The sequence below is a fragment of the Rhizobium sp. R693 genome (genome assembly GCF_002211315.1).
Taxonomy (GTDB): Bacteria; Pseudomonadota; Alphaproteobacteria; order Rhizobiales; family Rhizobiaceae; genus Rhizobium.
Map to the genome: position 1 here is coordinate 118,272 of NZ_LOKY01000048.1, position 24,320 is coordinate 142,591.

Consider the following 24,320-nt stretch of genomic DNA (forward strand, 5'->3'; position numbering starts at 1 on the left):
GTGCCGTTCGGTCGCACGCCTGGCGCGTGATAGCCAAGATCGTGCCAGGCGTGCGGTTATCTTCATCACCAGGCCCAAAGTTAGAAGGCTATCGATTGAGCTTAGCACCTAGTGCTCGGATGCATGCCGACACCGCTTTCTGCTTGATCAAATGCCCGAACACCCAACTACCAACGCCGTGATACTGATGCTGCGCCGTTCAGCCTCGGATCGACGACATCCGCCGCGCGACCTGTCCCGTCCTTGCTCACCCGAGCGAAGCAAAGCGTATCCGCGGGCGCGGCACCTGCGCTTCCGCTATCCGGCCCGCCTGGTTCCACCGCCTTGCGCACGCACCAATGACATCAACATCGGCCCGACGGAGAATTCTCCTTTTTCTGCGCGACGCGTTAGATCTCTGAGATAGCCGCCAGCCGAGTTTATGTGGCCACCGCGCTCAAGGATGCATGCCATCACCGTTGCCGCGTTCTCCGGTCCCATGACGATCGCTGCCTCCTCGTAAGCCGCTGGGCTGACCCCCAGCATTCCACGAACGACGACCGCCGCAGCCATCAGGTCTCGCCAGTTTGAAATCGAGCCACCTGGCCCGTAGTTCACCATGTCGGGGCAGGCCTGTAGTACGAGACCGAGCGGGAAGGACTTCAGGGCCGAGCCGTCCTCCTTCGTATGGATCCGCGCATCGCCTCTTGTTTGATTGTCATGTTTTTGCTGGTGCCGCCCAGCCGTGTGAGGCTCAATCTGGAATGCCGAGTTTGCCCCCTGCTTTGTTTCTAAAGCTGGTTCAAGATCAGAAGTAGAGTCGGGGTTTGAATTATGTATGTGACGCTCATTTTGAGCGGGATTGCCGCTCGTTTTTCCGGCATTTATCAGCGCTTCCAATCGATTAGTAATGTCGTCGCGTAGCGTCTGCATTGCGTCGAGGGCCACTGCAATCTGCTCAGCGGTTGGCGTGCGCGGCAGGGCCTCGACCAGTTCCCTGAAAGAGCAGAACGCCGTTTCCCAATCACCTGGAAGATCTTCCTCCATGGCGGTCTCAATCAGCTTGGCGACGTCCCGGCGGCAAAGCGTGAATTGCTCACGCAACCTCTGCAGATGAATCCGTTCCGCCGCCACCTCAGCGGCCAAGCGCTCTATTTCCTCGGCGCGTACGATCAGTGGCGCAAGCGAGAAGCCGAACGCCTCTCCGATCGAGCCACCGCTAGCCCTGCGGGCGTAGCGTTTGCCGTTTGGACTATCTTTACGGATGATTAGCCCGGCTTCGACCAACACTGCCAGATGGCGGCGGATCGTCTGCTCGGCCATGCCGTGCGAGCGCAGCGAGAGCTGCTCGTTCGACGGAAAGACGACAAGGCCGGTTTCTTCCGATAGGACATTTTGCGGATGGAAGCTGAGCAGCGCATTGAGGACCGCAAGAGCGCGATCGGTCACGCCGAGCAAAGGCTTGGCCGCACACAATGATCTGTAGATCTTCCACTTGTCGACTGATTGATCAGCCTGAAGCTGGCTTGCCGCCTTCTGGCTGGCGAGCATGCCAAGCGTCATCGAACGCCGCCCGAAGGGCGTCGTCACATTTCCTGGTTCCATGACTTTCACCTTGTCGAAGGCAAAAGAAATCGACCCACCAGATTGGTGCCAACTCTTGACAGTGATTCCCGGAAATGCGATTCTCTAGCTGCTAACCTATGAGAAGGGCTTCCGCGACGGCAACGTTCGGGAGCTTTTTTCTTTTGCGGCGTTATCCTTTGCTGCTGCGTTGTGCCGACTGCACGAATTCGCTGTGAAGCGCCTCCATACGATCATTCAAAAAATCGACGAAACTTGCTGGAACGGCCTTCGTGAAGCTGATCTTCGGGCCGGTCTTGGCATAGCTGACAGTCGCCAGAAGAAAACCATTTGCTCGGAGCTCCGTCACGGCAGACGGCACCGCCGCCGGAGCTGCTTCGGCCTTCAGCGCATCAAGAGCGATAGCAAAGCGATCCTTGCCGGCATCGGCGTTGTCCTGGCCAAGCGATTGCTTGACGCGCACCGCACCGTCCTTTCGCTTGGCAAAGGCTTCGGCAAAATCGATCCATCGGCGGCGGCCGATCTCCGGCGACGAACCGATCGCAAGCAGTATATCTCGCGGGATCGCGGTTGCGATCCGCAGCATCTCCGACACGTGCGACTTTCCTGTCGCAAGCGATGCGCAGATAACGTCCCGTCGATATCCCGCCTGTTCCTGCGACAAGGCGAATGCACACTTCTCGATAAACGACAGATCATTGCGATTTGCGTTCTCTTCGCCCTGGAAGACGATTGCCTCTTCGTCGCTGAGCTCGCGCACAATGGCGCGGAACTTCAGCCCAAGCGTCTTGACTGCCGCCAATCGGCGCCGACCGAACACGATCTGATAGGGCGCCCCATCGCCCTTATGTGGCCTGATCAGGCCGGGGACAATTTGCCCGCGTTCCTTGATGGACGTCGCAATCTCGTCGATTGCCGCATCATCATAGGCGCCGTCGAAGCGATCAGGGATCGAGGACGGCGCAACGTCGTCGGGATCAACTTCGACGATATGGTCGCCGTCCTTGAGAAGCCTGTCGAGAACCGCACCCTTTTCCTGTATCTGCCTGACGCCTGCCGCGACCTTGAGAAGGTGCGGAGACGTAGTCGGCTTGGCGACCGGCGCTGCGGCCGGTTGTTCAAGCTGGCCGAGCACATTGGCAAACATGCCACGAGAATCTTTGCGGCTCATTCGCGCCCCCATGCTGCCCAGAGCAACTTTTCAATCTCGGCATTCGCCGCGTTGATCGATTCCATCGCACGGTCGTAGGTCTTCGGCGCCGAAAAACGCGAGCGCTGCACCTCGTAAAGGCTTTGCTTCCAGGTCAAGGCGTCGGCAACCGCGGTCGATTTCGCGACCATGTTCAGCAACAGGTCTTCGCCGAAGACCTGTCGCATCAACGCAGTCATGTTGGCTTGCGGGTGATCGTTGGCCTCGAACTTTGTCACCAGGAACTTTGCAAAATCCCACTGCGCCGAAGTCCCCATCTCGCTCAATATCTGCATGTATGACGAGGCAAGTTCGAGGAATTTCCCCGTCGAATCGACGTCGAGCATGTGGGCGGGAACCGGGATGACGACGCCAGTGGCGGCAGTCAGCGACGAAAGCGTCAGGAAATTCAGCGAAGGCGCCGAATCCATGAGAATGACGTCGTAGTCGTCGGCAACCTGCTCGAGTGCCTGCGAGACCCGCAGGAGGAAGCTCGTGCCGCCGTTCTTGCGCATCTCGAGAGCGACCGCCGTTTCAAACTCCGTCAGGTCGAGGCCCGCGCAAATTACGTCGAAGCCGGCAATATGCGTGTTGTGGACGAGCGATTTCGTCGGTTTGGGATCAGAAAAGCGGATGGCGGCATAGAGGGTTTCGTCTTCCCGAGGATCGAAATCAGGAAGTGTGCCGTGCAGGCTGGTAAGCGATGCCTGCGGATCGAGATCGACCGCCAATACCCGGTAGCCCTTGAGCGCCAGGTAGTGCCCGAGATGGATGGTCGTGGATGTCTTGCTGGAGCCGCCCTTGAAGTTGGTGACAGCAATAATCTGGCACTCCTCGCCCTCGACGCGGCGCGGGTTCATCCATTTCTTGCGCCCCTTCTCGGCCAGCATCAGGCGAAGCTCGAGGATCTGCTCCAGCGTATACATGCGCCGGCCGTTCGACGTGGTCTCGGGCGAAGGGCCCTTGTCCTTAAGAACGATCTGCCGGATATAGGCTTCCGACACATCCAAGAGCGTTGCGACTTCCGACGAGGAGAATTTGCGCATTTCGCGGCGGGCATCGGGTGGATATTGGGCCATCGAGAGATTTTGTAAAGCGAGCTCCAACTTGGTGGAAAAGCTCTGCATGAACTCGAGGCTGCTTAAGTGCCGATTCACGGGTTTTGTCCTCAGTTCGTTTCAATGGCCTAAGCGCCGATATCGTTAACGAAAGGTTTGTGCGGTTATTGTTTCGCCTTCAAGCGATAATTCGCCCTTTTTGCGTAGTTTCACAACTAACTCGATTCGGGAGATTCGGCAAACCCTTCGCAGATCCCTAAGAGCTGCCCTGCCTGTGAACGGCGCGCAGAAAAAACGCTCCCCAGCGTATTGCTGAGAAGCGTTGGGCAATTTCGGAGTTTAGAAGAGCCGGGCAGGCGGCGCGATCACGCCGCAGACATCTCAATAGGCCATAAGATCGCTCATCGACAGTCGGCCACCGCGAGGCTCATAACGAGTGCAGCTCGCGATGACCTTGCACTTTTACAGCCTCAGGGCTGCACCACGATCACGGTCGTTGGCGCTGCGTCGTCTTCGACCGGTGCACTGGCGTCAGGATCCGACACTGGTTCTTCCGCAGGCAGAGTATCTCTAATCTGATCAATCTTGCCGACGGCTGGGCCGACACCCAGGATGTCCTTGGCACGCGCAAGCGCTTCATCCGTCACAACGCCGTCCTTGGTGAAGCCCGAAAGTGCGTCGCGCAGCGCTTCGTCGCTAAGCGCCGGGTCCGTGGGAATGGCATCAGTCCCGTTTTCGGCCTCGAATTCGGCGTAGGCCATCACATAGGCCGAAACCGCAGCCATTCGCGGATCGCTGGAATTCATGTAGGCGTGATAGTTCCTGTTCAGCGAATTCATTCCGGCAAATTCGGACTTGGAGGATTTCGCGCTGGTCGTCGCCGCTTTGGTCTTTGCGGCTGCTCCAGACTTCTTCTCATGCGTGAAGTACGACTTCAACGTGGGGCGATCGCTGCTGTCGTTATTCTTGCTCTTTCCATGGGTACCAGCAGTGCTCGATTTTCCGTGGCTGGAATTGCCGCCGGCATGGCTCCCGCCGCCACCATTGCCGCCACCATTGCCATTCCCGTTTCCGTTGCCGCCTCCGGAATTGCCGTTACCGTTGCCTCCCTTGGCAAGGGCGATGTCAGACAGGCCCATGACGGCGCCACCCAACGGGGCGACCGCAAGTGTCAATGCAATAACACCGCGTCCTAAAATAGTGGAAATGCTCATATCAACCTCCCGGCTCGATGCCGTCTGCGTTTTCAGTCGTTCGTGGGCCGGAAAGCATGGCTGCGAGCGGGGCGGGCGCGAAGCGAGCTTTCCGGCCTGGCGCGGTCAGCCCGCGTTCCAAATCACAGAGACGTTAGCCTGCGTCCTCTGCCAGTTCCACGGGCATCAGACCATTGCTCCGCAAGCTAGGACCTAGGTCTGATCCGTCACAGACCAAAGGTCCGAAAATCGGTTGCTGTGACGCGATATTGTTTGACCCCTCAGATGAAGACGGTAATTCTGCAATTTCAATGAACTGAAGAGCCGCCCCTGGGGCGGCCGATCCGAGATATCTCGTGCGGCCCCGTCAACTCATAAAACGCTGGAACTCACAATCCCTTGCCAAGCAGTTCCTGCTCACTGGGGGTGTCGTGTCGCTCGTGGCCATGGCATTGGTGGGCGCGTTTGTCAGCAGTCTGATCGAGGACGCCGTAACCCGTAACTCTGCCGCAGCCACAGCTCTCTATGTCGACAGCGTGATTGCACCGCTTTTGCCTGACATGCTGGCGGGCCAGGAACTGGACGATACTGTCTCGCGCGCACTCGACGAGACGCTGGGGCAGGGGGCGCTTGGAAACCGCCTGATGTCGTTCAGGCTTTGGCGTGCCGACGGCACCGTTCTCTACTCGAACAACAAAAGCATGCAAGGAAAGCGTTTCGAGCTCAGTGATGACCTCAAGACGGCTTTCTCTGGCAAGATGGTCGCGCAGTTCGACCGCCTGGAAGATCCGGAGGATCAGATCGAGCGGGCGAGCGACAAGCCTCTGCTTGAAATCTACAATCCCGTCCTACAGCCATGGTCGGGACAGGTCGTCGCCGTCTCCGAATTCTATGAGGTCGCCAACGACTTCCAGCGCAGTCTCAATCAGGCGCGCTTACATAGCTGGATGGCTGTTGCGGCCTTCACGCTCGCCTTCTTCATCGTTCTGTCGGCCATCGTCTTAAGAGGTAGCAGGACGATCGAAGAGCAGCGGAAATCCCTGAAGCGCCGCATCGATGATCTTTCTGCGCTGTTGTCGCAGAACCAGGCGCTGCGGGCGCGCGTCCAACGCGCGTCACGGCGCGCCACGGCGCTCAACGAGAGCCACCTGCGGCGCATCGGCGCCGACCTTCATGACGGGCCGGCGCAGCTGGTCGCGTTTGCCTCGCTGCGTCTCGATAGCGATAAGCTTGTCGATCCGGCGACACCCACGGCCCTGCGCGAGCGCGAAATTGCCGCGATCAAGGCAAGCCTTGACGAGGCCATGCATGAGATCCGGACAATCTGCAACGGCCTGGTATTGCCGCAGATCGAGGCCGCAAGCCTGCCGGAAATATTGGAGCGCAGCGTGCGTTCGCATGAACAGCGAACCGGATCGCGCGTTGATCTATCGATTGGAGAGGCGCCCGAGCATCTGTCGCCGTCCGCCAAGATCTGCATATATCGTTTCGTGCAGGAAGGATTGAACAACGGCTACCGTCACGGCGGTGGTATAGAACAACGCGTGGCGCAGCGCATGGAAGGTGACCGCATCAGCGTCGAGGTCTCTGACGGCGGTTCCGGTTTTGATCCCGACGACGTCGGGCCGACCAGTCTCGGCCTTGCCGGCCTCAGAGAGCGGATCGAAAGCCTTGGTGGCACCTTCCATCTCCAATCGTCCGCACAAGGCACCATCGTCAGCATGTCGCTTAGCAGCGAGGAGATTGCCCAGACATGACAACCGCAATTCGCGTCGCAGTCATTGATGACCACCCCTTGTTCAGGGAGGGGGTAAGCCGGAGCCTTTCGGAGATCGACGGATTTCAAATTGTCGCGGAAGGAAGCACGAAGGACGATGCCATCAAGGTGGCCGAGAACCTGCAGCCGGACGTCCTTCTTATGGATATTTCCATGCCCGGCGGCGGCCTGAACGCGATCGCCCCGATCCTGGAAAACGTACCGTCACAAAAGATTGTCATGCTTACGGTTTCGGAATCCAGCGACGACGTAACGGCTGCATTGAACAGCGGCGCGAAAGGGTACGTGTTGAAAGGGGTCGGTTCCAGGGCACTTGCGGAAATCATCCGTAGCGTGGCCGCCGGCGAAAGCTATGTCGCCCCGACGCTGTCGGCACGGCTGCTTTCCAGTCGCGCTGTGCCCGATGCCAAGCGACCTTCCGCTATCGCCGCGCTGACCCCGCGCGAACAACAAGTCCTGGAGTTCGTCGCATCCGGGCTGAGCAACAAGCATGTCGCAAGAAAGCTCGATCTTCACGAAAAGACCATCAAACATCACATGACGCAGATCATGGCCAAGCTTGGTGTCGCCAACAGAACGGAAGCGGCGATGGCGCTGCGCGATGCCATCGACGGGCGCGACGATCAATGAGTGAAGGATTCCAGACGCGTTGCATCCGCTGAGGTCGCGCGCCGGTTGACAATCGTGCGCCCTCTTGCGTCTCTCATGATATAGCGGCCGTTGCGGATGAGTTCGCTCATGCCGTCCCGGTGGCGAACTTCCACCGCTGAGTTGTCCGTGTCGTCGGCATCAACCGCTGAGCCTGTCCCGGTCGTGGAACCGCGGCTGGAGTTGCCGCCGCTATTGCCGTTACCCCCGCTGTTTCCATTGCCGCCGCCGTTGCCCCCACCATTGCCATTGCCGCCGCTGTTGCCGCCGCTGTTGCCGCCGCTGTTGCCGCCGCCGCTTCCATTGCCACCGCCATTGCCGCCCTTGGCGGCTTCTGCCGTCTGGAGGCTGAGCTTGAGCGAGGCACCTGAGACCACGATCTTGTATGGCATTGCCACAAGCGACAGACTGATCGACACACAGCACAGGGCCGCAACAATCTTTCGATGCGAGAACATCGTCATTCCCCTGGATCCCCACGGTTTCTTCCGGCTCGCGGTCTGCGCGATCCACATCGCCCAATTTCAGCGACCACTGCTATAGGCAGGAAGGAACCTGTGCGGCACCACAAATATCCACCATGCAACATCCTGAATTTGCCCACGGGTCTATCGTACCGTCAATTCGTAATCATCACTTTCAGACCTTTCCTTGATGGCTACAAGACGTTTGTCCGGCCAGCATAGGACCAAGGTCCGAGGACTCTTGCGAGACGGACACGGCTGATTAAGGGGTGGTCAACGTCAGTCACCAGATGTTCACACCGGGACCGAAGTCGAATATTTCACCCGCTTCAAGGCGAAATGCGACGAGGATGCCGCCACCGCATGGTGCGTGAGGATCCCTTGCATAAGCAGCCGCTCATAATCTTGAACATCGGCGACGGCCACTCGCAGCAGGTAGTCCCAATCACCAGACATGGAATAGCATTCGAGCACCTCCTCGTGACTCTCCACGAAGCGCTCGAAATCACGTCTGGCGACCGGATCATGCGCCTTCATCCGAACTTGGCAAAACACGGTCAGGCCGCGGCCAACCGCTTCGGGACTAACAAGCCGGACGGTCGGCCCAAGCATACCGGCCGCCTCAAGCGCCTTGATGCGCCGCCAGCACGAGGCGCTCGATGCCCCGACCCGCTCCGCCAACGCGGCGTGGCTGAGATCGCCCTCGCTTTGTAGCAGTCGGAGAATCTTTCGATCGACATTGTCGATATCCGGCATATTCATCGGAATCTCTCATTTCACGATATGTGCGCTTCTGATGCCACAATGTTATCGGCGAAACTATACCGTCTGCACCGGTTCTGCGCGCCACTTAGTTCAAAGAGTAGCGCGCATTGTCTGTGATGAAATGCCTGAATGGATGCGCTTTGACGAAACGCTCTGAGTGCGCATCGGGTCGGTCGCGCGACTTGACGTAACGAAGGAGGGATGTCAGACCGGCGCGCTGAAGAAAGTGAAATAGCTCCACGCCGCGACGAAAAACGCAAGAACCGCCACTGCAATCGCGAGCTTGCGAAGGCCCGGCCGAGGCGGCCGCGGAGGCTTTCGACGTCGGAATTGAATGACGTTATCGTTCATCTGCAGATTCTCCTCGTGCCGCATCATACGCTGTTTCGGGCGAGCAATAGCAGATGTCAAAGAGAAAAAGGCGCTCGACCCTTTCGGGGAGCGCCTTTTCTTTCCCCGGACAGCGAACGCGACACATCCCAAGGATGGGTCTGCAGGCTATCGATACGGGTGGTGAGCGCTAGATGGCATCGTTGCCGCCAAATATCAAGTCGGCATGCAAACTTTCTTTCGGGCTTTGTCACCGGACCTGGTTTGGCAGCTTCACTTTCACACGCCGGCCGCATGTTTGCCTGGCCGACCAGTCGCCCAGCCCGGTATTTAGGGGCCCTCGAAGCCAAGCAGGCGGGAGCGGGTCAGGAAGCGCTTCTCTCGGCCGTTATCGAGCGAGAACATGCCGCCACGACCCGGCACCACGTCGATGATCAGTTGTGTGTGCTTCCAGGCCTGAAATTGACTTGCGCTGATATAGACCGGGACACCGGCAATCTCGCCGAGCTTGACGTCTTGGTCGCCGACAATGAAATCGTCGGCCGGATAGCACATCGGCGATGAGCCGTCGCAACAGCCGCCGGATTGGTGAAAGAGGATGTACGGATGATCCTTGCGGATCTCCTCGATAAGCGCGATCGCACTGTCAGTGGCAGTCACGCGCGGCTGGTCTTCGATCGTCAGCATCATCATCCCTCCTGAAGCGGCCCGCTCCGTTGTGGGAGCGAGCCGTCGACCCGAGCTGAAACCAGCGCTCTCAGAAGAAGCCAAGGGCCTTTTCACTATAGCTTACGAGCATGTTCTTCGTCTGTTGATAGTGGTCGAGCATCATCTTGTGGGTCTCGCGACCGATGCCCGACTGCTTGTAGCCGCCAAAGGCGGCATGCGCCGGATAGGCGTGGTAGCAATTGGTCCATACGCGACCGGCCTTTATGTCGCGGCCGAAGCGGTAGCAGCGGTTGGCGTCGCGGCTCCAGACGCCGGCGCCAAGACCATAGAGCGTATCGTTGGCGATCTCGAGTGCCTCCTTCTCATCCTTGAAGGTGGTGACAGACACGACCGGCCCGAAGATCTCCTCCTGGAAGATCCGCATCTTGTTGTGCCCCTTGAAAATCGTCGGTTTGACATAGTAGCCGTTGGCGAGTTCACCGCCGAGATCGTTGCGTGAGCCGCCCGCCAGCACCTCAGCGCCTTCCTGCTTGCCGATATCGAGATAGGCCAGGATCTTCTCCAACTGTTCGTTGGAGGCCTGGGCGCCGATCATCGTGGCCGGGTCCAGGGGATTGCCCTGCTTAATGGCTTCGACGCGCTTGACAGCTTTTTCCATGAACCGGTCGTAGATCTCCTCCTGTATGAGCGCGCGGCTGGGGCATGTGCAGACCTCGCCCTGGTTCAGTGCAAACATGGCGAAACCTTCCAGTGCCTTGTCCAGGAAGCCGTCGTCCTGAGCCATCACATCGGCAAAGAAGATGTTCGGGGACTTGCCGCCGAGTTCCAGCGTCACCGGAATGAGGTTCTGGCTGGCATACTGCATGATCAAACGACCGGTCGTCGTCTCGCCGGTAAAGGCGATCTTGGCGATCCGCGGGCTCGACGCCAGGGGCTTGCCGGCTTCCAGGCCGAAACCGTTGACAATATTGAGGACACCAGGCGGCAGGAGATCACCGATGAGTTCAGCCCAGACCAGCAATGAAGCCGGTGTCTGCTCCGCCGGTTTGATCACGACGCAATTGCCGGCCGCAAGTGCGGGGGCAAGCTTCCATGCGGCCATCAGGATCGGGAAATTCCAGGGAATGATCTGGCCGACAACGCCGAGCGGCTCATGGAAGTGATAGGCCACCGTATCGTGGTCAATTTCCCCGATCGAGCCTTCCTGCGCTCGAATGCAGGAGGCGAAGTATCGGAAATGGTCGATTGCCAGAGGGATGTCGGCAGCCATCGTCTCGCGGATCGGCTTGCCGTTGTCCCACGTTTCGGCTTGCGCGAGGAGTTCCAGCTTGTCCTCCATGCGCTGGGCGATCTTCATCAGAATGTTGGATCGGTCGGTGGCCGACGTCCTGCCCCATGTTTCCCTGGCGGCGTGTGCAGCATCAAGCGCGGCATTGATATCCAGTTCGCTCGAGCGGGCGACTTCACAGAGCTTACCTCCGGTAACGGGCGTGATATTGTCGAAGTAGCGTCCCTCGATCGGCTCGCGCCACTCTCCGCCGATGAAGTTGCCATATCTCGTCTTGAACGGCGATTCGACGATTTTCTGATGCAGCATTAGATCCTCCTCCTTGAAAGGTCCAGGTTCGCGGCGAACCGGTCAGAGGAAACTGCGCGAGTTTTGTTTCCGGAGAAAGTTACCCTGGGGGATACCGCAGTGCACACTGTCGCATGCGTGCGACAGGCCGGCACCAAAGCAGTCAATGAAGATTGAGCCGCTTTATCTTCCTGTGCAGCGTTGCCCGGCTCATGCCCAGCGCAACGGCAGCCTTGGACACATTTCCGCTTGAGCGGGACAGGGCACGTACCAGGGCTGCTCGTTCTGCCTCAACAAGATCCTCGTCTGCTGCAACGCTCTGCTCCTGAAGGGCATCGGTGGCCGGAAGCCCCGCCGAAATGCGCCGATCATCAAGCTGCAGGGCCAGTCGTGCGGCGCGGGTCGCGCCAAGGACGAGGTCATGCCGGTCGACGGCAAGCAGTGCTGCAGTCGGATTGCTGGCAGCCGGCACCATGACGAAGCGGGCTCCAACAAAGGCGCTTCTGAAAAGATTGATTTCGATGCGCAGCGCCGCGTCACGGACCATCTGGCTGAGGATACCCAGCGTGACCTCGTTCACCTCGTCGCGGCACGTCGATATGTCGAGCGCGGCGGCCAATTGGCCGCGATGATCCCTGATCGGCGCTGTCGTGCAGCTCAGACTGATGTTGGAACTGAAGAAATGCTGATCCCGCAGGATGGTGACTGAACGCTCGTCGGCAATGGCCGTCCCGATCCCGTTGGTACCGATGCTCGCCTCGGTCCACACCGAGCCGGTCCACAGGCCCAGTTCCTGAAAATGCCTGTCATCGCCTGCCAGACCGCGGCGTTCGAGCGCCACGCCATTGGGATCCGTCAATATGAGGCAACATCCGCTCTTGCCCACCGTCGCAAACAAACGATCAAGTTCGCTCGACGCGTCGGCAATGAGGTTCTCGGCGGCCTCCCGAGCTCTCTTCAGTTCGTGTTCGGAAAGGCGAAGCGGCGCGCGCATCTGTTCTGGAGCAAGCCGGTGCATGGCGATGCACCGTCGCCAAGACGCAACGATGGATGAGTTTGCGACGGCAGAATCCCTCTGGGTGCACGTGTAGACGTGCTCCGCATGCGCAGCGAGTTCACGCATTGGCTCCTCCAACCAATTGTGAGACCAATTTGGCGCAAAGGCGTCGCTTTGGCAATTCTGGGCTTGGGGAGGCGTGACGGAATGGCGAAGATTGCAATGGGTCAACTGTCGCAGTATTGCGACAGTTGACCCATTGTGCACGCGATGCAACGGCCTGAGCATTGTTGGCGCCAAATTCCGCCCTACCAGGCGCCAGCTTCTTGCTGCGGTTGGAAAATTGCGCGATAGATTTGTTAGTTGCCGCGTGATCTATCACCAGCGCAGCAGCAGTATATGGGATATCGCTTGCTTGAAAACACTTCGACGCCATTCGATCTCCGGCATGGCCAAGCAGCGCTCCCGTCATGATGATCGCCCCGGCATCAGTCCGGTCGATATCGCCGAGCACAATTCACGCACGACCCTCAGGCTGCTACGGCGCCGCGGCGCACTGACGCGCCAGGAGCTTTCCAAAGAGCTTGGCCTGACTGAACCGGCCATTACCGGAATTGTCCGCCGGCTTGCGCTGGCCGGGCTCGTTACCGAAAGCAGGCGCTCGACGACCGCACATTACACCGCGGCGGAATTCGGATTGCGTGGCGAAGCTCGCTATTCCCTCGGCGCCCGGATCGGCAAGCATGACGGCGAAATTGTCTTGATGGATCTCGCGGGCCAGATCGTTGGCCGGCAAACCGTCGCAACCTCCGACGATCTCATCGCCGCTTTCGGCGATCTTCGTCGAGAGGCCGGCCGAGGTCAGCTTGTCGGGTGCGGTGTCGCAACATCGCCTGACGCCTTCATCAACCGCCAGCAGATAGAAACCGCACTGGCAGGAAAAGGCGAAGCGCTCTTCTTCCTCGATGATACCGAGGCGGCGATCGAGGCCGAGCGCGCTCTGGGTATCGGAGACCCGGAAGGCGGGATCGTCATGATCCTCACCGACTGCTCGGTTCGTGCCGGTCTGCTGATTGGAGGCAGGGTGTTCCGTGGCATCCATGGGCGCGCCGGACAAATCGGTGAAATGCGCTCGGGTATCGACGGAGCCAGTCTGAACGATGTTGCAACACTGTCATCCCTTGAAGCTGGGTCAGCAGGCAAGGACGACTGGGTTGCGACCGCTGCCCGCCATCTGCACGAGGCGGTACTCGCCATTTCGGGCTTTATAGCGCCGGGTGCGATCCTCATCGGCGGCTCCCTGCCCGGCGACGTCTTCGACGCCGTGGTTGCGCGCATGTCGCAGGAACGCGACGACAAGATCCGCGGCCTGGTCATTGCGCCATGGATCCCACAGATCAGATGCGCGACGTTTCCCTGGGCGGGTGTTGCTCACGGTGCGGCCTTGCGCCCGCTGGACGCGATGGCTCTACCGGACGCGCGACTATAGGCCTCGACGACAACTGCAGCGCGCTACGGGGCGCCGAGCCTGACGTCTCAGCCGGGATGTCCCCCGAGCGGGTTGCGAACCCGCTGGGCAGGTTCGGCGGACGGAAGGCCGAGCCGGTGTGCCAGCGGAATGGCGGCGGCGCCCAGTGCTGCGGCATCCTCGGATCCTGCGGCCCTGTGTAACGATGGCGCCTGTGCCCCAAGGCGGGTGACTTCCTCGTGTACGTAAAGGAGGAGTTCGTCGATCAGTCGAACCGGAAAACGACCACCTATAAGTACCCCTTCGGGGTCGACGATCATTCCTATGTCGACCACCGCTTGTGCGATCTTGACGCTCATCTTGCGCAACCATGCGCTGATGAGGCTGCGGCCGGCCTCATCAAGCTCCAGCAGGTCTGAAGGCGTCGTCGCCTCGACGCCGTTTTGCTGCAGATGGTCCAGCAGGATGAAGAGCGAGAACATCTCACCCAGAGGTTGGGTTGTGCCAGCGTAAGGTCCCTCGTCGAAGGCAACCGGCAGCCAGCCGATTTCCCCGCCGAGGCCGCTGGCCCCCTTGTGTCGGACGCCGTCAATCACCAGGCTGCCGCCGAGACAGGCGTTCGCCAGGATGTAGAAGAAACTGTCGATCTCGGTACCAAGACCATATTCGATCTCGCCAAGCGCCGCGGCATTGGCATCATTGTCGATGAAAACCGGATGGTCGCAGAGTGTCTCCAAGGCGCCGCGTACGTCATAGCCATTCCATCGCCGATATTCCGGGGGAAATCCGATCACCGGCACCTCGCCTAGCCAATCGGGGATGGCGAGACCAACGCCTGCGAGCCGGCTTTCCTGAATGATCTTGCGACGACGAAAGGACGACATTGCGTCACCCATGAGCGCTACGAAGTCGTCAGGCAGCAGAAAGCGGCACTCATGGTGGATGCGTCCACGCACAGTGCCGACCGCGTCGACGGCAACGATCGTCAGATGGTCGCGATCGATGTTCGCGCCGATCGAAAAGACGCCATCCGGATCGATCTCCAATTCAATAGCCGGCTGCCCCCTCAGGCCATGTCGACGGCGCGCCTCCATAATGAGACCTTCGTCGAGCAAGCGATCGACGATCCGGGTCACAGCCTGCTTTGTCAGCCTCGATTGTTCGGCCAGCTCCGTGCGTGAAATCGGTCCGTTCCGATGAATTGCGGACAGGATCATGCCTCGGTTCGCGGCTGCAGCCTGCTCCGTGTTTGAGCCCGACACCAACACGTTCAATCTCCCGCCCGCGCACCCACCAGTGCGATGCAGACTATGCGATTGGATCCAACAGAAAAAGGGACCGTGCCGGTCCCTTTCGACGTTTTCCCTGATTCAAGCCTTTGAAATCCGCCAACTCTTGACTTCAAAAGGCTTCAGCCCTGTCGCCGGCGTATCGGACATCGGCTCCTCCAGGATACTGACCGTTCCATGGTTGCGCCAGTTGGACGGGAGCTTCAGCTCCAATGCCCCGCGCCGGCCCGCCGGTTCGTAGACGCGCACGATCAGCCCGTCACCTTCTTCTGCAGGCTTGATGGCCGAAAGTGCAGCGTCGATCCCGGTGACCCCAAGCGGCTGCCAGTTGCCCGTTGCGCGCCCTGTCACGTGCGCGGCCAACAGCGGCTGGTTCAGGTCTTCGGCCTCTTCCCGCACGCCGCCGTCATACCACGTGCCTTCGTGGGGCATCAGCGCATAGGTGAAAGTCTGCACACCTTCGTCGGCAAGTGGATCGGGATAAATTGGCGAACGCAGGAGAGAAAGACCAAGGACGTTGTCTCGCACGCTGTGCCCGTATTTCGCATCGTTTAGAATGGCGATGCCGAATCCAGGCTCGGACAGGTCTGCAAACCGATGGGCGGGTGCCTCGAACATTGCCGCATCCCAGGATGTGTTCGAATGCGTCGGCCGCTCGACCACGCCATAGGCGCATTCGCAGGTTGCGCGCGCGTTGCGTACCGCCACGCTCGTCTCGGTGCGCAAAAAGGCGCGGCGATCATGCCAATCGAGTTCGGTTTGAATGTCGAGGCGTCGGGAATTGGCGCCGAGCGACAGCACTTGCGTGATACGCGAATGCCGCCACGTTCTGACGATCCTGATCGCCACCCGGTGGGATCCGTTCTCGATCACCTCGAGGCTGTCGAGCGCGGTGATCTCTTCTTTGCGCGCGCCGTAGTCTTCCTCGAGGTCCCAGGCATCCCAGTTGCGCGGCTTGTCTACCGGGCAGACGAAAAGGCGATTGCCACGGCCCTCCAAGGCTTCACGACCGGTGGGCTTGTGAATAATGCTCGCGATCGAACCATCCTTGGCCAAGGTGACTTTCACAACGGTATTTTCCAGATGCTCGCGGCTGACCGAAAGCCCGGGCGCTGGCTGCAGCGCCTGGGGAGCGACGACGGCAACACCGAGCGGGGCGATTAGCGCTTCGCAGGAGACTGTTCTTCCGTCGGGAAGCGTCAGCCGCAGTGGGCGCGCAGACAGGGACGGGTTGACAACGAGCAGGTTGTCGCCGCTTCCAGCCGGCAATTGCCCAGCGATTGCTTCCATAGCCCTGGTCTGTGCCGTTTTGCCTGTGGAAATGACGGCCTCGAGTTCGTTGGCGGCATCGACGTAGACTTCCGCGATGGATGAGCCCGGCAGAATGTCGTGGAATTCATTCTTCAAGACGACGCGCCACTCCGGCTCCATCGACCGCGGCGGTTCGCCACCCATCAGATGCGCCAGTCCAAACAGGGTCTCGGCCGTAATGAGGCTACGCTCGGCCTTGCGATGCAGCCGCTTTACGCTGCTTTGGCTCGTCAGGGTCGCGCGGTGCAGCTCGAGATAGATCTCGCCGCGCCAGGTTGCCAGATCCTTTTCTGAGGCACGCTCATGCGCGCCCTTGAAGAAGTCGTGCACCTTCGTCCAGCGTGCCTTTGGCAAGGTTGGAAATACGCGCAGCTGTTCCTCGCGGACAATCATCTCGGGCGTGACGCCGCCGCCGCCATCCCCATACCCCACTGCAAGCAGGGTCGTATCATGCTTGTCCTTGTCCTTGAAGTTTCGCCAGGTTGGCACGAAGCAATCCGGGCGCACGAAGCCATTATATCCGTGCATGGGATTGTCGAAGGTGTGGGTAAGAACCCGGCTCCCGTCGAGACCCTCCCACCAGAAGAGATCGGAGGGAAACTTGTTGGTCTCCGACCAATTGACCTTGATCGTGAAGAAGCTGTTCATTCCGCCCTGGCGCAACAGTTGGGGAAGGGCGCCGGAAAAGCCGAAGCAATCCGGTAGCCAGCAGACATTGTGGCGAACGCCAAACGTCTTCTCGAAATAGCGCTGTCCGTAGAGAATCTGTCGGCTAAGGCTTTCACCGGTCGGCATGTTCGTATCGGGCTCGACCCACATGCCACCGATTGTCTCCCATTGCCCTTGCCTTGTGCGCTCGATAATCCGTTCGAGAAGCGCTGGATCGTCTTCTGCGATCTGCGCATAGTAGTGCGCCGTCGACTGGTTGAAGCGAAAATCGGACGACTGCTCCATGAGAGAAAGCGCTGTATGAAATGTGCGGCGCATCTTCCGCCGCGTTTCGCCGTAGGGCCAGAGCCAGGCGAGATCGATGTGCGCGTGGCCGGTCAACGCAATCTCACCCTCGGGCGGGAAGCGTTCACGCAGCCTCTTCAGGCGTGCAAGGAGCGTCTCGTAAGCAGAAACCACGCTGGCGCGCTCGGCCTGATTGAGGCCATCTGGCGAGGCCTCCAGCGGTGGCAGCTGCCAGATCTTTTGCTGCATCGGGGAAATGGCGGTGCGCGCCACGTAGGCGGCCGTTGACGACGGCCATTCCAGGGCGCGCATCGTCTCCTCTGCGATATCGAGGAGGTGCGGAACGACCTCGTGCTGTTTAAGAATATCGACTGCCTCGCAGATCTGGCGCAGAAGCAGCCAGAGGTTGTCGACTGCCGTATCCAGCCAGATCAGCGAGGCGCGCTCCAGTTTCGGGCCGCGCACCGGCTCCCCGAACGGCAGGCGTGCAACCGTTTCCGACGCGATCTTGACCTTGCGGGAGGGGAGGGAAAATTCGCGGTGATAGGGATCGAGGCCAAGCCTCTTTTCATTGCCCGCCTCATCGGTGATCGTGATCAGGCTTTCTCCGCCGAGATCGAGTGACAGACGGGCATCCTCCAGCGGCCAGTGACCGGGCAGTTTGGCCGACGCCGCAAAGAAGACGGTGCCGTCGCTGCGCGGCCAGGGCGCACCGATGGCAATCGGCTCACCACCGAATGTCCAGCCGTCAATCTCGACGGTTGCGCGCGAGCGCCAGTATTCGAGCTCCGAGGTCCGGACACGGAGGCGTTCAAGGCGTTGGAGCAGCGTAAGTGTCATCATGATATCCCGCGATTTGAAACAAAGATCAGCCCTTGACGGCACCAGCCGTCATCGCGCCGAGGATGAGTCGTTGAAGGGAAAGGAAGGCGACGATTGCCGGTACGACCGATACCAGGCAGGCCGCGGCCAGGAGTTGAATGGAGGAATCGTTCTGTGTTCCGGCATACTGAAAGATACCGACACCGATCGGCATCAGAGATTCCTTGCTGATAAGCAGGAAGGGGACGAGGAACTGCGACCAGCCCGCAATCACTGTAATGATGAAGGCAGACGCGATACCCGGCGTCGATAGCGGCAGTACGATCCGCCAGAAAACAGCAAAATGGCTGCACCCATCGATCAGCGCCGCCTCATCGAGGCTGCGAGGAATGCCGTCGATAAAGCCCTTCAGGATCCAGGTCACCATCGGTACGGCAAGCGCAATGTAGACCATTGCGGCGCCGAAGTGGCTGTCTGTCAGGCCGATCGCCGCCATGTAGCGATAAAGCGGCACCATGATGACAAGCGGCGAGATCATCTGGAAGGCGAGCAGGACCATCATCCATGGTCCCTTCCCGCGAAACGGAAAGCGCGAAAAGGCGTAGGCCGCCGGCAGTGCCACCGCCAGGCACCCGATGGCGCTCGATGTGGACAGGATCAACGCGTTCCAGAGGTACCCGGCAAACTTGTCTGAGGACAGGATCGTCGCGAAGTTGTCGAGCGTCGGCGCCTTTGGAATGAATCGGCTGACGCCAAGAAATACCTCCTTGCGTGTCCTGAGCGCCAGTGAAAGAAGCCAGAGCAATGGCCAGGCAAAAAACATGAACGTGACAGCCAGAAAAATGTAGCTGAAGATATCGCCGAGCCGATCTTCTTTCGACATCCTCATACTGGCTCTCCTCGCGGAAGGAAGCGCGCATAAGCAAGCGCAAGGCCAAGGCTGATGGCGAGCATCAGGATCGACAAGACGGCACCTGCCGCAAGGTCGTAGTTTCGAAACACCACATTGAACGTGTAAAGCGATAGCACTTCGGTCGCCCGTCCGGGTCCGCCACCGGTCAGCGAAATGATGGCATCGAACGTGTTCAGTGTCTGGATGGTGATCAAGATCATGTTGACGAGGATTGCAGTGCGCAGTTGCGGCAGGGTGATGTAGAACATGCGCTGGCGGGCATTGGCGCCGTCCATTTCGGCAGCCTCGTAAAGCTCGGGATCGATCGCCTTAATGGCAGCATACATGACGACCATCGAAAAGGCCGTCCCGCGCCAGACGTTGGAGATCACGACGGACCACATGACCATGGCGGGATCGGAAAGCCACTGCACCGGGGCAGCCCCCACCATGCGCAGCAGGCTGTTCAAGCCGCCAAAGGGAGCTTCGTTGAACAGCATCTTCCAGATGATGCCACCGGCAATGCCCGGAACGACCCAAGCGACGAGCGCAGTGGTGCGCACGATCGTTGATCCAAACAGGCCACGCTTTTCGCTGCGCACCACGACCTGGGCGATGAAGAAACCGAGCACCTGTTGGGCGATGACGCTGGACGCCGTGAACACGAAGGTGACCCAAAGTATCTGGGCGAGCTCGGGTTTTGACAGCGTATGGATGATCGTTTGCAGCGTGTATTGCTGGTCGGTGCCGACAAGCGAGATATTGGTGAAGGCGAAGCGGAATACGTCGACGAGCGGATAAAGATAGAAGGCGCCCAGCACGAAAATGAGCGGAACGAGCCAGGGCAGGGGAGATGGATTGCGCCGGCGAATGGGACCTATGCCGAGCCTTTGTGGACGCTCGGCTGCAAAGCTTGCATTCATCATCGATCAGTCCGGTCCATTTTCCTCAAAAGGATGACGTCCCTCGGGGGCCGGCGGCGCAAAGGAGGGACTTTGCGCCGCCGATCGATCTCTCAGCTCCGTTTGAAGGCGCTGAGAGACGCGCTGAAGGCCTCGTCCACTGCTGCCTCTGTGGCTTGCGTGCCGGTCAGCACCTTGCCCATCATGATCTGGATCTGGTTGGAGATCTCGGGATAGACCGGAGCGCCGGGCCTTGCCTGGCCGAACTTCAAGGCTGCAGCGAATGTCTTGTTGGCATCGCTCGAAAACACCTCGTATTTATCGTAAAGGTCAGCACGGGTGGGAAGCTGCTCCTGCAGTGCGTTGGCAGGCCCCATATAGACCTCACGCGCGAGATCGGCGCAGACCTTGACCTTGGCGGGATCCTTGCTGAACGCGGCGACCGTCCAGCCACCAGTGCCGGTGGAACGCTGATCGGCTGTCGGTCCTGGAAGTGGCGAGAAGCTCCACTTGGCAAATTCGTCCGGATCAAGTGCTGTCTTCAACTGCGCATATTGCCAGTTGCCGCCGACGAAAAGCGCGGTGGTGCCGGCTGCCGCGGCAGCATTGAAGTCGTCGTAATTGCCGATCGTTGCCACGCGCTTCGGCGCTGCCCCGGATTCGACGAGATCGCGGTAATAGTTGACGGCCTTGACGAATTTCTCGCGATTTTCGCCTTCGCCGAAGATTGGCTTGCCTTCGTCATCGACCAGTTTGCCGCCCTGCGCCCAGAAATTTGCCAGCCAGTCGAAGGTCGTTCCCTCGTAGCGGCTACCATTAAACAGGACGCCTTCCATTCCCTTATCGACAGACGACAATGCCGCCTTCTTCAGGTCATCCCATGTCTTGGGAGCATCCGGAACGATGTCCTTGTTGCGATAAAGGACACGCAGGTCCGTCGACCACCACCACGCGTAGATGTTGCCATCGGTTCCGGTGATGCCGTCGCGGATAAACGGAAACAGCTGAGCGATCTCATCCTTGCTGAAGTAGGGCGAGAAGGACTGCAATACGCCGGCCTTCTTGAACAGTGGCAGCACGAAGGAATCCACCGCTGCACAATCGGGAGCCGAGCCTGATTTTGCCTGCTCGAGCATGCGCGCCTGCTCCTGCCCGATGTCACCCGACATCATCTGCAGCTCGATCTGCCAATCGGGACGCTTGGCGATGAAATCGTTGAAGAGCTTGCTATAGCCTTGCGCATAAGCCGGTTCGTTGCTGCGCGGGCCATCCGTGGTCATCCGGAAAACCATCTTGTTTGGTGCATCGGGCTTGCCGACGATGTCACCGGTGATGGTGTCTTGAGCGATACTGAGCTGCGGCAATGCGAATATCGTGCTCGCAGCAAGCGCAAGCGTAATTGCCTTCTTCCTCACCCTATGTCCTCCCTGATCAGGTCCAGGCCGAGCTCTTTGCCTCCACACATCGAGCCTCCAGGATCCGATGATTAGGTTAAGTCACTTTCTTTTGGTGTCAAGCCAACGTTTGGTGTCCGGGCGCGCAATAGCAGGCTGGCTTAAACGCTTGCGTGCATGTCTTGCCGCGCCAATCCAAAACAGCCTGCAATTTCAAAGCTGATCTTCGCGCATTGCGCGTGTCACGATGAAGTCACAACACGGCTCGTCAGGCCTGTGCTTTAACGTCATGGGGTAGAATGAACAGGAAGGCGCCACGAAGCGTGTCATGCGTGGTTGTGGTGACAGTGACGTGAATGGCAATCATTTATAGACGCATGACCCGGGATGAGGCGCTTCAAAGCGCAGACATTATCGTTGAAGCCTACGCCAAGGCACCTTGGCACGAAGAGTGGTCGCTCCAGAATGCCGCTTCGCGCATCGACGAACTGACAACAACACCCATGTGCCTGGCCGTGGCGGCGTTCGACGCAGAAGCGCCCGTTGGCTTCGCCTTTGGCCTGCCGCATACCTCCGTGATGGGGCGAGGGATACATGTGGCGGAAATCGCGATACGGCCACAGCACCAGCGCTCAGGAATCGGCTCGTGCCTGTTGAGGCGATTGGAGGAGGAGGCTCGCATCATGGGCTATGTGCACGTGTGGCTTGTCTCTCGCAGTGCCGGCGGCGTTGCGGAATACTATAAGAGCAATGATTATCAGCATTCCGAGAAGCTCTGCGTCTATTCCAAGAAATTGAAATAGGCCGGCGCATGACGCCGGCCTATCCCCGCAGTCCCCTCAATAGTGTCAGTTCAGACAGGTCGCCCCTTTAGACGCGAGCACGTCCGCCAAGCCTTCATGCGGACCGTCCCCAATCTCACGCAGAACTTCATTCAGGGCCATCCCGAGGCAGTGCATCGCCCCCACCAGGTCGACGTCTTCGGCGGCGCATTTCGCGTAAGCGATCATGCGCGCCAGCGCGACGAGCTCTTCCAACTCGTCGGAAGATCGCTCACTGCTATCCAGGCCAATCGGTCTGTTTGCCAATGCTGAAGTCATTTCTGTTCTCCCTCGAACAGCGCAAAGAATATTCAGCATACGCGCAAAAGGCCCGTGAAAAACACGTGACACATCTTATTGTTGCATTTTATGCGATGGCCGACAAATTACAGCTTTTCCGGAAGAATAAATGTCTTGTTGAATTGCCATGTAACATCAGCAGGAAGAGGGTCATTGGCCGCTCGAACCGCCTCGATAAGGGCAAGAGCGTCTGCCCGCTTCTGATCGACCTCGCTCGAGCGAAGCAGGCAAAGCAATTGCTGCCTATCTGCTGCCGGGAGATCGACGTTTGAAACGATTGCTCGCCATGTCCGGGCCTTGAAGAACAAATTTGCTGCGGCGTTCTCAAGCGCGCTGCAAAGCTCCCTGTTCAAGACCTGGTGACGCCCAAGCTCATCGAGCGTCGCCCTGACATTGACCAGCGGTATTGTCAGCGCCTTGTATCCAAGCTCCTCAGGGCCGTGCAGCAACGCAACATCGGAGTCGTCGATTGTCACGCCTGACGCATACTCGCTGTAGATGCGACCGATGCCGACCATGCCGAAAACCCGACACTCGACCGCCCGCAGCGCGCCCATGCTTGCGGCGCCGAACACATGGACCTTTCGCGAAAGCGCGTAAAGGATCTCTTTGTGCCACACCGGTGCGACGTATTCGAAGCCGCCATCGACGATGCCGATAGCGTGCGCGCCCGCTTTTACGGCTGCCAGCACGTCGCCTCGAACGGCAGGCGGGCATATGGTGATCTCATCCCCGACGAAGTGGGCTGCATCCGGCAGGCTTGGCCCGACAAAGACGACCTTCATGAGAACAGCGCCTTTGCAATGGCTCGGGCACCAAAACGGCGCGCGCGTGCACCCTCGGGATTTTCGAGGTCTGGAACGAATAGTTTGACAACGTGAAAGGGAAGACGCGGATCGCTGAGCGGCAGCGCGATCACGGAGGTAATCTGTCGCTCACGCAGGGCATCGAGGACCCCATCAATTAGCGATCTGACGCCATGCCGCTCCAAAGGCGACGGCCAGGCGGGCGCGAGCGGCGTGGCGTCAAGGGCGCGCAAGGTTTGCGCAGGCACGAGCCTTAGGAATGCTTCCGGCGACAGGTCGTCGCGTGCGCCGCTGATGTATGTGAGCCTGGATTGGACAGCCTCGGTAATTGCCCGAATGGCCGCTCGCACAGGTGACAGATGCGCGCCGCTGCCTCCTGTCACTTCGACAAAGCGGATGTCTTGATTGCCTCGCTCTGCTGGACCAAGGATCGTTGTAAAGCAGGCGACCGCGATGTCGCTTGTCATATCGAACATGCGCATCACGAGCCCTGCCGCCTCGATTTTGCGAACAAGCTCATTCACAACGGGGTCGTTAAATCCGCGGGGATCGATACAGCGCTCAAGCCGATCCTCTTCACTGCCGATCTGCCAAAGGCAATAGGCGTCGCGTTCGATACGCTCAAGCACCCCATGCAGAACGGCCTCCTCCTCGGTATTGCCGGAGGCGAGACCGTCGGAAGACATCCAGAAGCGGTTGCGTCGGGTCCTGTCCAAAAGCGCCGCCTCGAAGGGGACATAAATCTCCTGATCGGTCAGGAGTTCCTTGCCGCGAGCCCAGTCAACCTGCTCGTCCGGCCGGATATCCTCCTCCAAGTGGCCGATCAGGCAGGAAAGCGTATTGTATGGCAACCCCGTGGCCTGCAGATCCTTTGCAGACGCGCGCAACGTCGGAACAACCGGGCTGTTGGCCACGACACGCTCCAACGCTTCCATGACGGCGGACGCCCTGGCGTCGTCATCGGTCAACCCCTTGCCCTGGGCAATCGCGATCGATCGCCCATTTGGCACGTAAGCACACCACACCGGGATACCGATGGTGTCGAGGCCCGTATGGCGAGCCACCCGGGTGATGCCGAAATCCGCCAGCAACGGCCCGGTTCGGGCAAGGGTTTCTACGGGCGGGATTGTTC

At 59.4% G+C, this 24,320-nt stretch carries 21 protein-coding genes; 4 read left to right on the forward strand and 17 right to left on the reverse strand.

Annotated elements, in window-relative coordinates; translation table 11 throughout:
• Nucleotides 1-297 precede the first annotated feature (297 nt).
• The 4 genes from repC to ATY79_RS28260 all read right to left on the reverse strand — a co-directional run bounded on the left by repC (nucleotide 298) and on the right by ATY79_RS28260 (nucleotide 5,024).
• On the reverse strand, nucleotides 298-1,584 hold the full coding sequence (gene repC / locus ATY79_RS28245; RefSeq protein WP_088705550.1) for a plasmid replication protein RepC: 1,287 nt from the start codon (nucleotides 1,582-1,584) through the stop codon (nucleotides 298-300).
• A gap of 151 nt (nucleotides 1,585-1,735) precedes the next feature.
• Entirely contained in the window at nucleotides 1,736-2,734 is a 999-nt protein-coding gene (gene repB, locus ATY79_RS28250) for a plasmid partitioning protein RepB (protein ID WP_088705551.1), read from the reverse strand.
• Complete coding sequence (gene repA, locus ATY79_RS28255) at nucleotides 2,731-3,909, reverse strand: plasmid partitioning protein RepA (protein ID WP_088705552.1); 1,179 nt, start codon at nucleotides 3,907-3,909, stop codon at nucleotides 2,731-2,733. The genes repB and repA overlap by 4 nt, the downstream gene beginning before the upstream one ends.
• A 371-nt stretch (nucleotides 3,910-4,280) precedes the next feature.
• A complete protein-coding gene (locus ATY79_RS28260; RefSeq protein WP_088705553.1) occupies nucleotides 4,281-5,024 on the reverse strand; it encodes a hypothetical protein in 744 nt (247 codons plus the stop codon).
• Between the two features lie 335 nt (nucleotides 5,025-5,359).
• On the opposite strand from ATY79_RS28260, the gene ATY79_RS28265 reads away from it, so the two are divergent.
• Nucleotides 5,360-6,760, forward strand: a complete 1,401-nt coding sequence (locus ATY79_RS28265) for a sensor histidine kinase (RefSeq protein ID WP_088705554.1) — start codon at nucleotides 5,360-5,362, stop codon at nucleotides 6,758-6,760.
• The gene (locus ATY79_RS28270; RefSeq protein WP_088705555.1) at nucleotides 6,757-7,410 is read left to right on the forward strand and encodes a response regulator transcription factor; all 654 of its coding nucleotides are present in this window, start codon (nucleotides 6,757-6,759) and stop codon (nucleotides 7,408-7,410) included. The genes ATY79_RS28265 and ATY79_RS28270 overlap by 4 nt, the downstream gene beginning before the upstream one ends.
• Here ATY79_RS28270 and ATY79_RS28275 read toward each other — a convergent pair.
• The 5 genes from ATY79_RS28275 to ATY79_RS28300 all read right to left on the reverse strand — a co-directional run bounded on the left by ATY79_RS28275 (nucleotide 7,404) and on the right by ATY79_RS28300 (nucleotide 12,355).
• The gene (locus tag ATY79_RS28275; protein ID WP_088705681.1) at nucleotides 7,404-7,886 is read right to left on the reverse strand and encodes a hypothetical protein; all 483 of its coding nucleotides are present in this window, start codon (nucleotides 7,884-7,886) and stop codon (nucleotides 7,404-7,406) included. The two genes, ATY79_RS28270 and ATY79_RS28275, sit on opposite strands and share 7 nt — an antisense overlap.
• A 300-nt stretch (nucleotides 7,887-8,186) precedes the next feature.
• Nucleotides 8,187-8,654, reverse strand: a complete 468-nt coding sequence (locus ATY79_RS28280; RefSeq protein ID WP_088705556.1) for an Lrp/AsnC family transcriptional regulator — start codon at nucleotides 8,652-8,654, stop codon at nucleotides 8,187-8,189.
• 663 nt (nucleotides 8,655-9,317) lie between these two features.
• Nucleotides 9,318-9,677, reverse strand: coding sequence for a DUF779 domain-containing protein (locus ATY79_RS28290; protein WP_189638085.1), 360 nt, complete (start codon nucleotides 9,675-9,677; stop codon nucleotides 9,318-9,320).
• 67 nt (nucleotides 9,678-9,744) lie between these two features.
• Nucleotides 9,745-11,253: an aldehyde dehydrogenase gene (gene adh / locus ATY79_RS28295; RefSeq protein WP_088705557.1), complete on the reverse strand. Its 1,509-nt coding sequence runs from the start codon at nucleotides 11,251-11,253 to the stop codon at nucleotides 9,745-9,747.
• 142 nt (nucleotides 11,254-11,395) lie between these two features.
• Nucleotides 11,396-12,355 (reverse strand): helix-turn-helix domain-containing protein, encoded by a 960-nt coding sequence (locus ATY79_RS28300; protein ID WP_088705558.1) that lies wholly within the window; start codon nucleotides 12,353-12,355, stop codon nucleotides 11,396-11,398.
• Between the two features lie 289 nt (nucleotides 12,356-12,644).
• On the opposite strand from ATY79_RS28300, the gene ATY79_RS28305 reads away from it, so the two are divergent.
• On the forward strand, nucleotides 12,645-13,718 hold the full coding sequence (locus ATY79_RS28305; protein ID WP_088705684.1) for a MarR family transcriptional regulator: 1,074 nt from the start codon (nucleotides 12,645-12,647) through the stop codon (nucleotides 13,716-13,718).
• A gap of 47 nt (nucleotides 13,719-13,765) precedes the next feature.
• Here ATY79_RS28305 and ATY79_RS28310 read toward each other — a convergent pair whose 3' ends face one another.
• The 5 genes from ATY79_RS28310 to ATY79_RS28330 all read right to left on the reverse strand — a co-directional run bounded on the left by ATY79_RS28310 (nucleotide 13,766) and on the right by ATY79_RS28330 (nucleotide 21,267).
• Nucleotides 13,766-14,965 carry an ROK family transcriptional regulator gene (locus ATY79_RS28310; RefSeq protein ID WP_088705559.1) on the reverse strand — a complete coding sequence of 400 codons (1,200 nt, stop codon included), beginning with the start codon at nucleotides 14,963-14,965 and terminating at the stop codon, nucleotides 13,766-13,768.
• 102 nt (nucleotides 14,966-15,067) lie between these two features.
• Complete coding sequence (locus ATY79_RS28315; protein ID WP_088705560.1) at nucleotides 15,068-18,091, reverse strand: glycoside hydrolase family 38 C-terminal domain-containing protein; 3,024 nt, start codon at nucleotides 18,089-18,091, stop codon at nucleotides 15,068-15,070.
• Nucleotides 18,092-18,119: 28 nt separating this feature from the next.
• Nucleotides 18,120-18,962 carry a carbohydrate ABC transporter permease gene (locus ATY79_RS28320; RefSeq protein ID WP_088705561.1) on the reverse strand — a complete coding sequence of 281 codons (843 nt, stop codon included), beginning with the start codon at nucleotides 18,960-18,962 and terminating at the stop codon, nucleotides 18,120-18,122.
• The gene (locus tag ATY79_RS28325; protein ID WP_088705685.1) at nucleotides 18,959-19,888 is read right to left on the reverse strand and encodes a sugar ABC transporter permease; all 930 of its coding nucleotides are present in this window, start codon (nucleotides 19,886-19,888) and stop codon (nucleotides 18,959-18,961) included. The genes ATY79_RS28320 and ATY79_RS28325 overlap by 4 nt, the downstream gene beginning before the upstream one ends.
• Nucleotides 19,889-19,980: 92 nt before the next feature.
• Nucleotides 19,981-21,267 carry an extracellular solute-binding protein gene (locus ATY79_RS28330; RefSeq protein ID WP_088705686.1) on the reverse strand — a complete coding sequence of 429 codons (1,287 nt, stop codon included), beginning with the start codon at nucleotides 21,265-21,267 and terminating at the stop codon, nucleotides 19,981-19,983.
• 350 nt (nucleotides 21,268-21,617) lie between these two features.
• Between ATY79_RS28330 and ATY79_RS28335 the strand changes: the two genes are divergently transcribed.
• A complete protein-coding gene (locus tag ATY79_RS28335; RefSeq protein ID WP_088705562.1) occupies nucleotides 21,618-22,064 on the forward strand; it encodes a GNAT family N-acetyltransferase in 447 nt (148 codons plus the stop codon).
• Between the two features lie 45 nt (nucleotides 22,065-22,109).
• Here ATY79_RS28335 and ATY79_RS28340 read toward each other — a convergent pair whose 3' ends face one another.
• From ATY79_RS28340 to ATY79_RS28350, 3 genes are all read right to left on the reverse strand, one after another.
• Nucleotides 22,110-22,361 carry a hypothetical protein gene (locus tag ATY79_RS28340; protein ID WP_088705563.1) on the reverse strand — a complete coding sequence of 84 codons (252 nt, stop codon included), beginning with the start codon at nucleotides 22,359-22,361 and terminating at the stop codon, nucleotides 22,110-22,112.
• Nucleotides 22,362-22,468: 107 nt separating this feature from the next.
• Complete coding sequence (locus ATY79_RS28345) at nucleotides 22,469-23,167, reverse strand: TfuA-like protein (RefSeq protein WP_088705564.1); 699 nt, start codon at nucleotides 23,165-23,167, stop codon at nucleotides 22,469-22,471.
• A complete protein-coding gene (locus ATY79_RS28350) occupies nucleotides 23,164-24,315 on the reverse strand; it encodes a YcaO-like family protein (RefSeq protein WP_088705687.1) in 1,152 nt (383 codons plus the stop codon). Before ATY79_RS28350 ends, ATY79_RS28345 begins: the two co-directional genes overlap by 4 nt.
• Nucleotides 24,316-24,320: the final 5 nt, after the last annotated feature.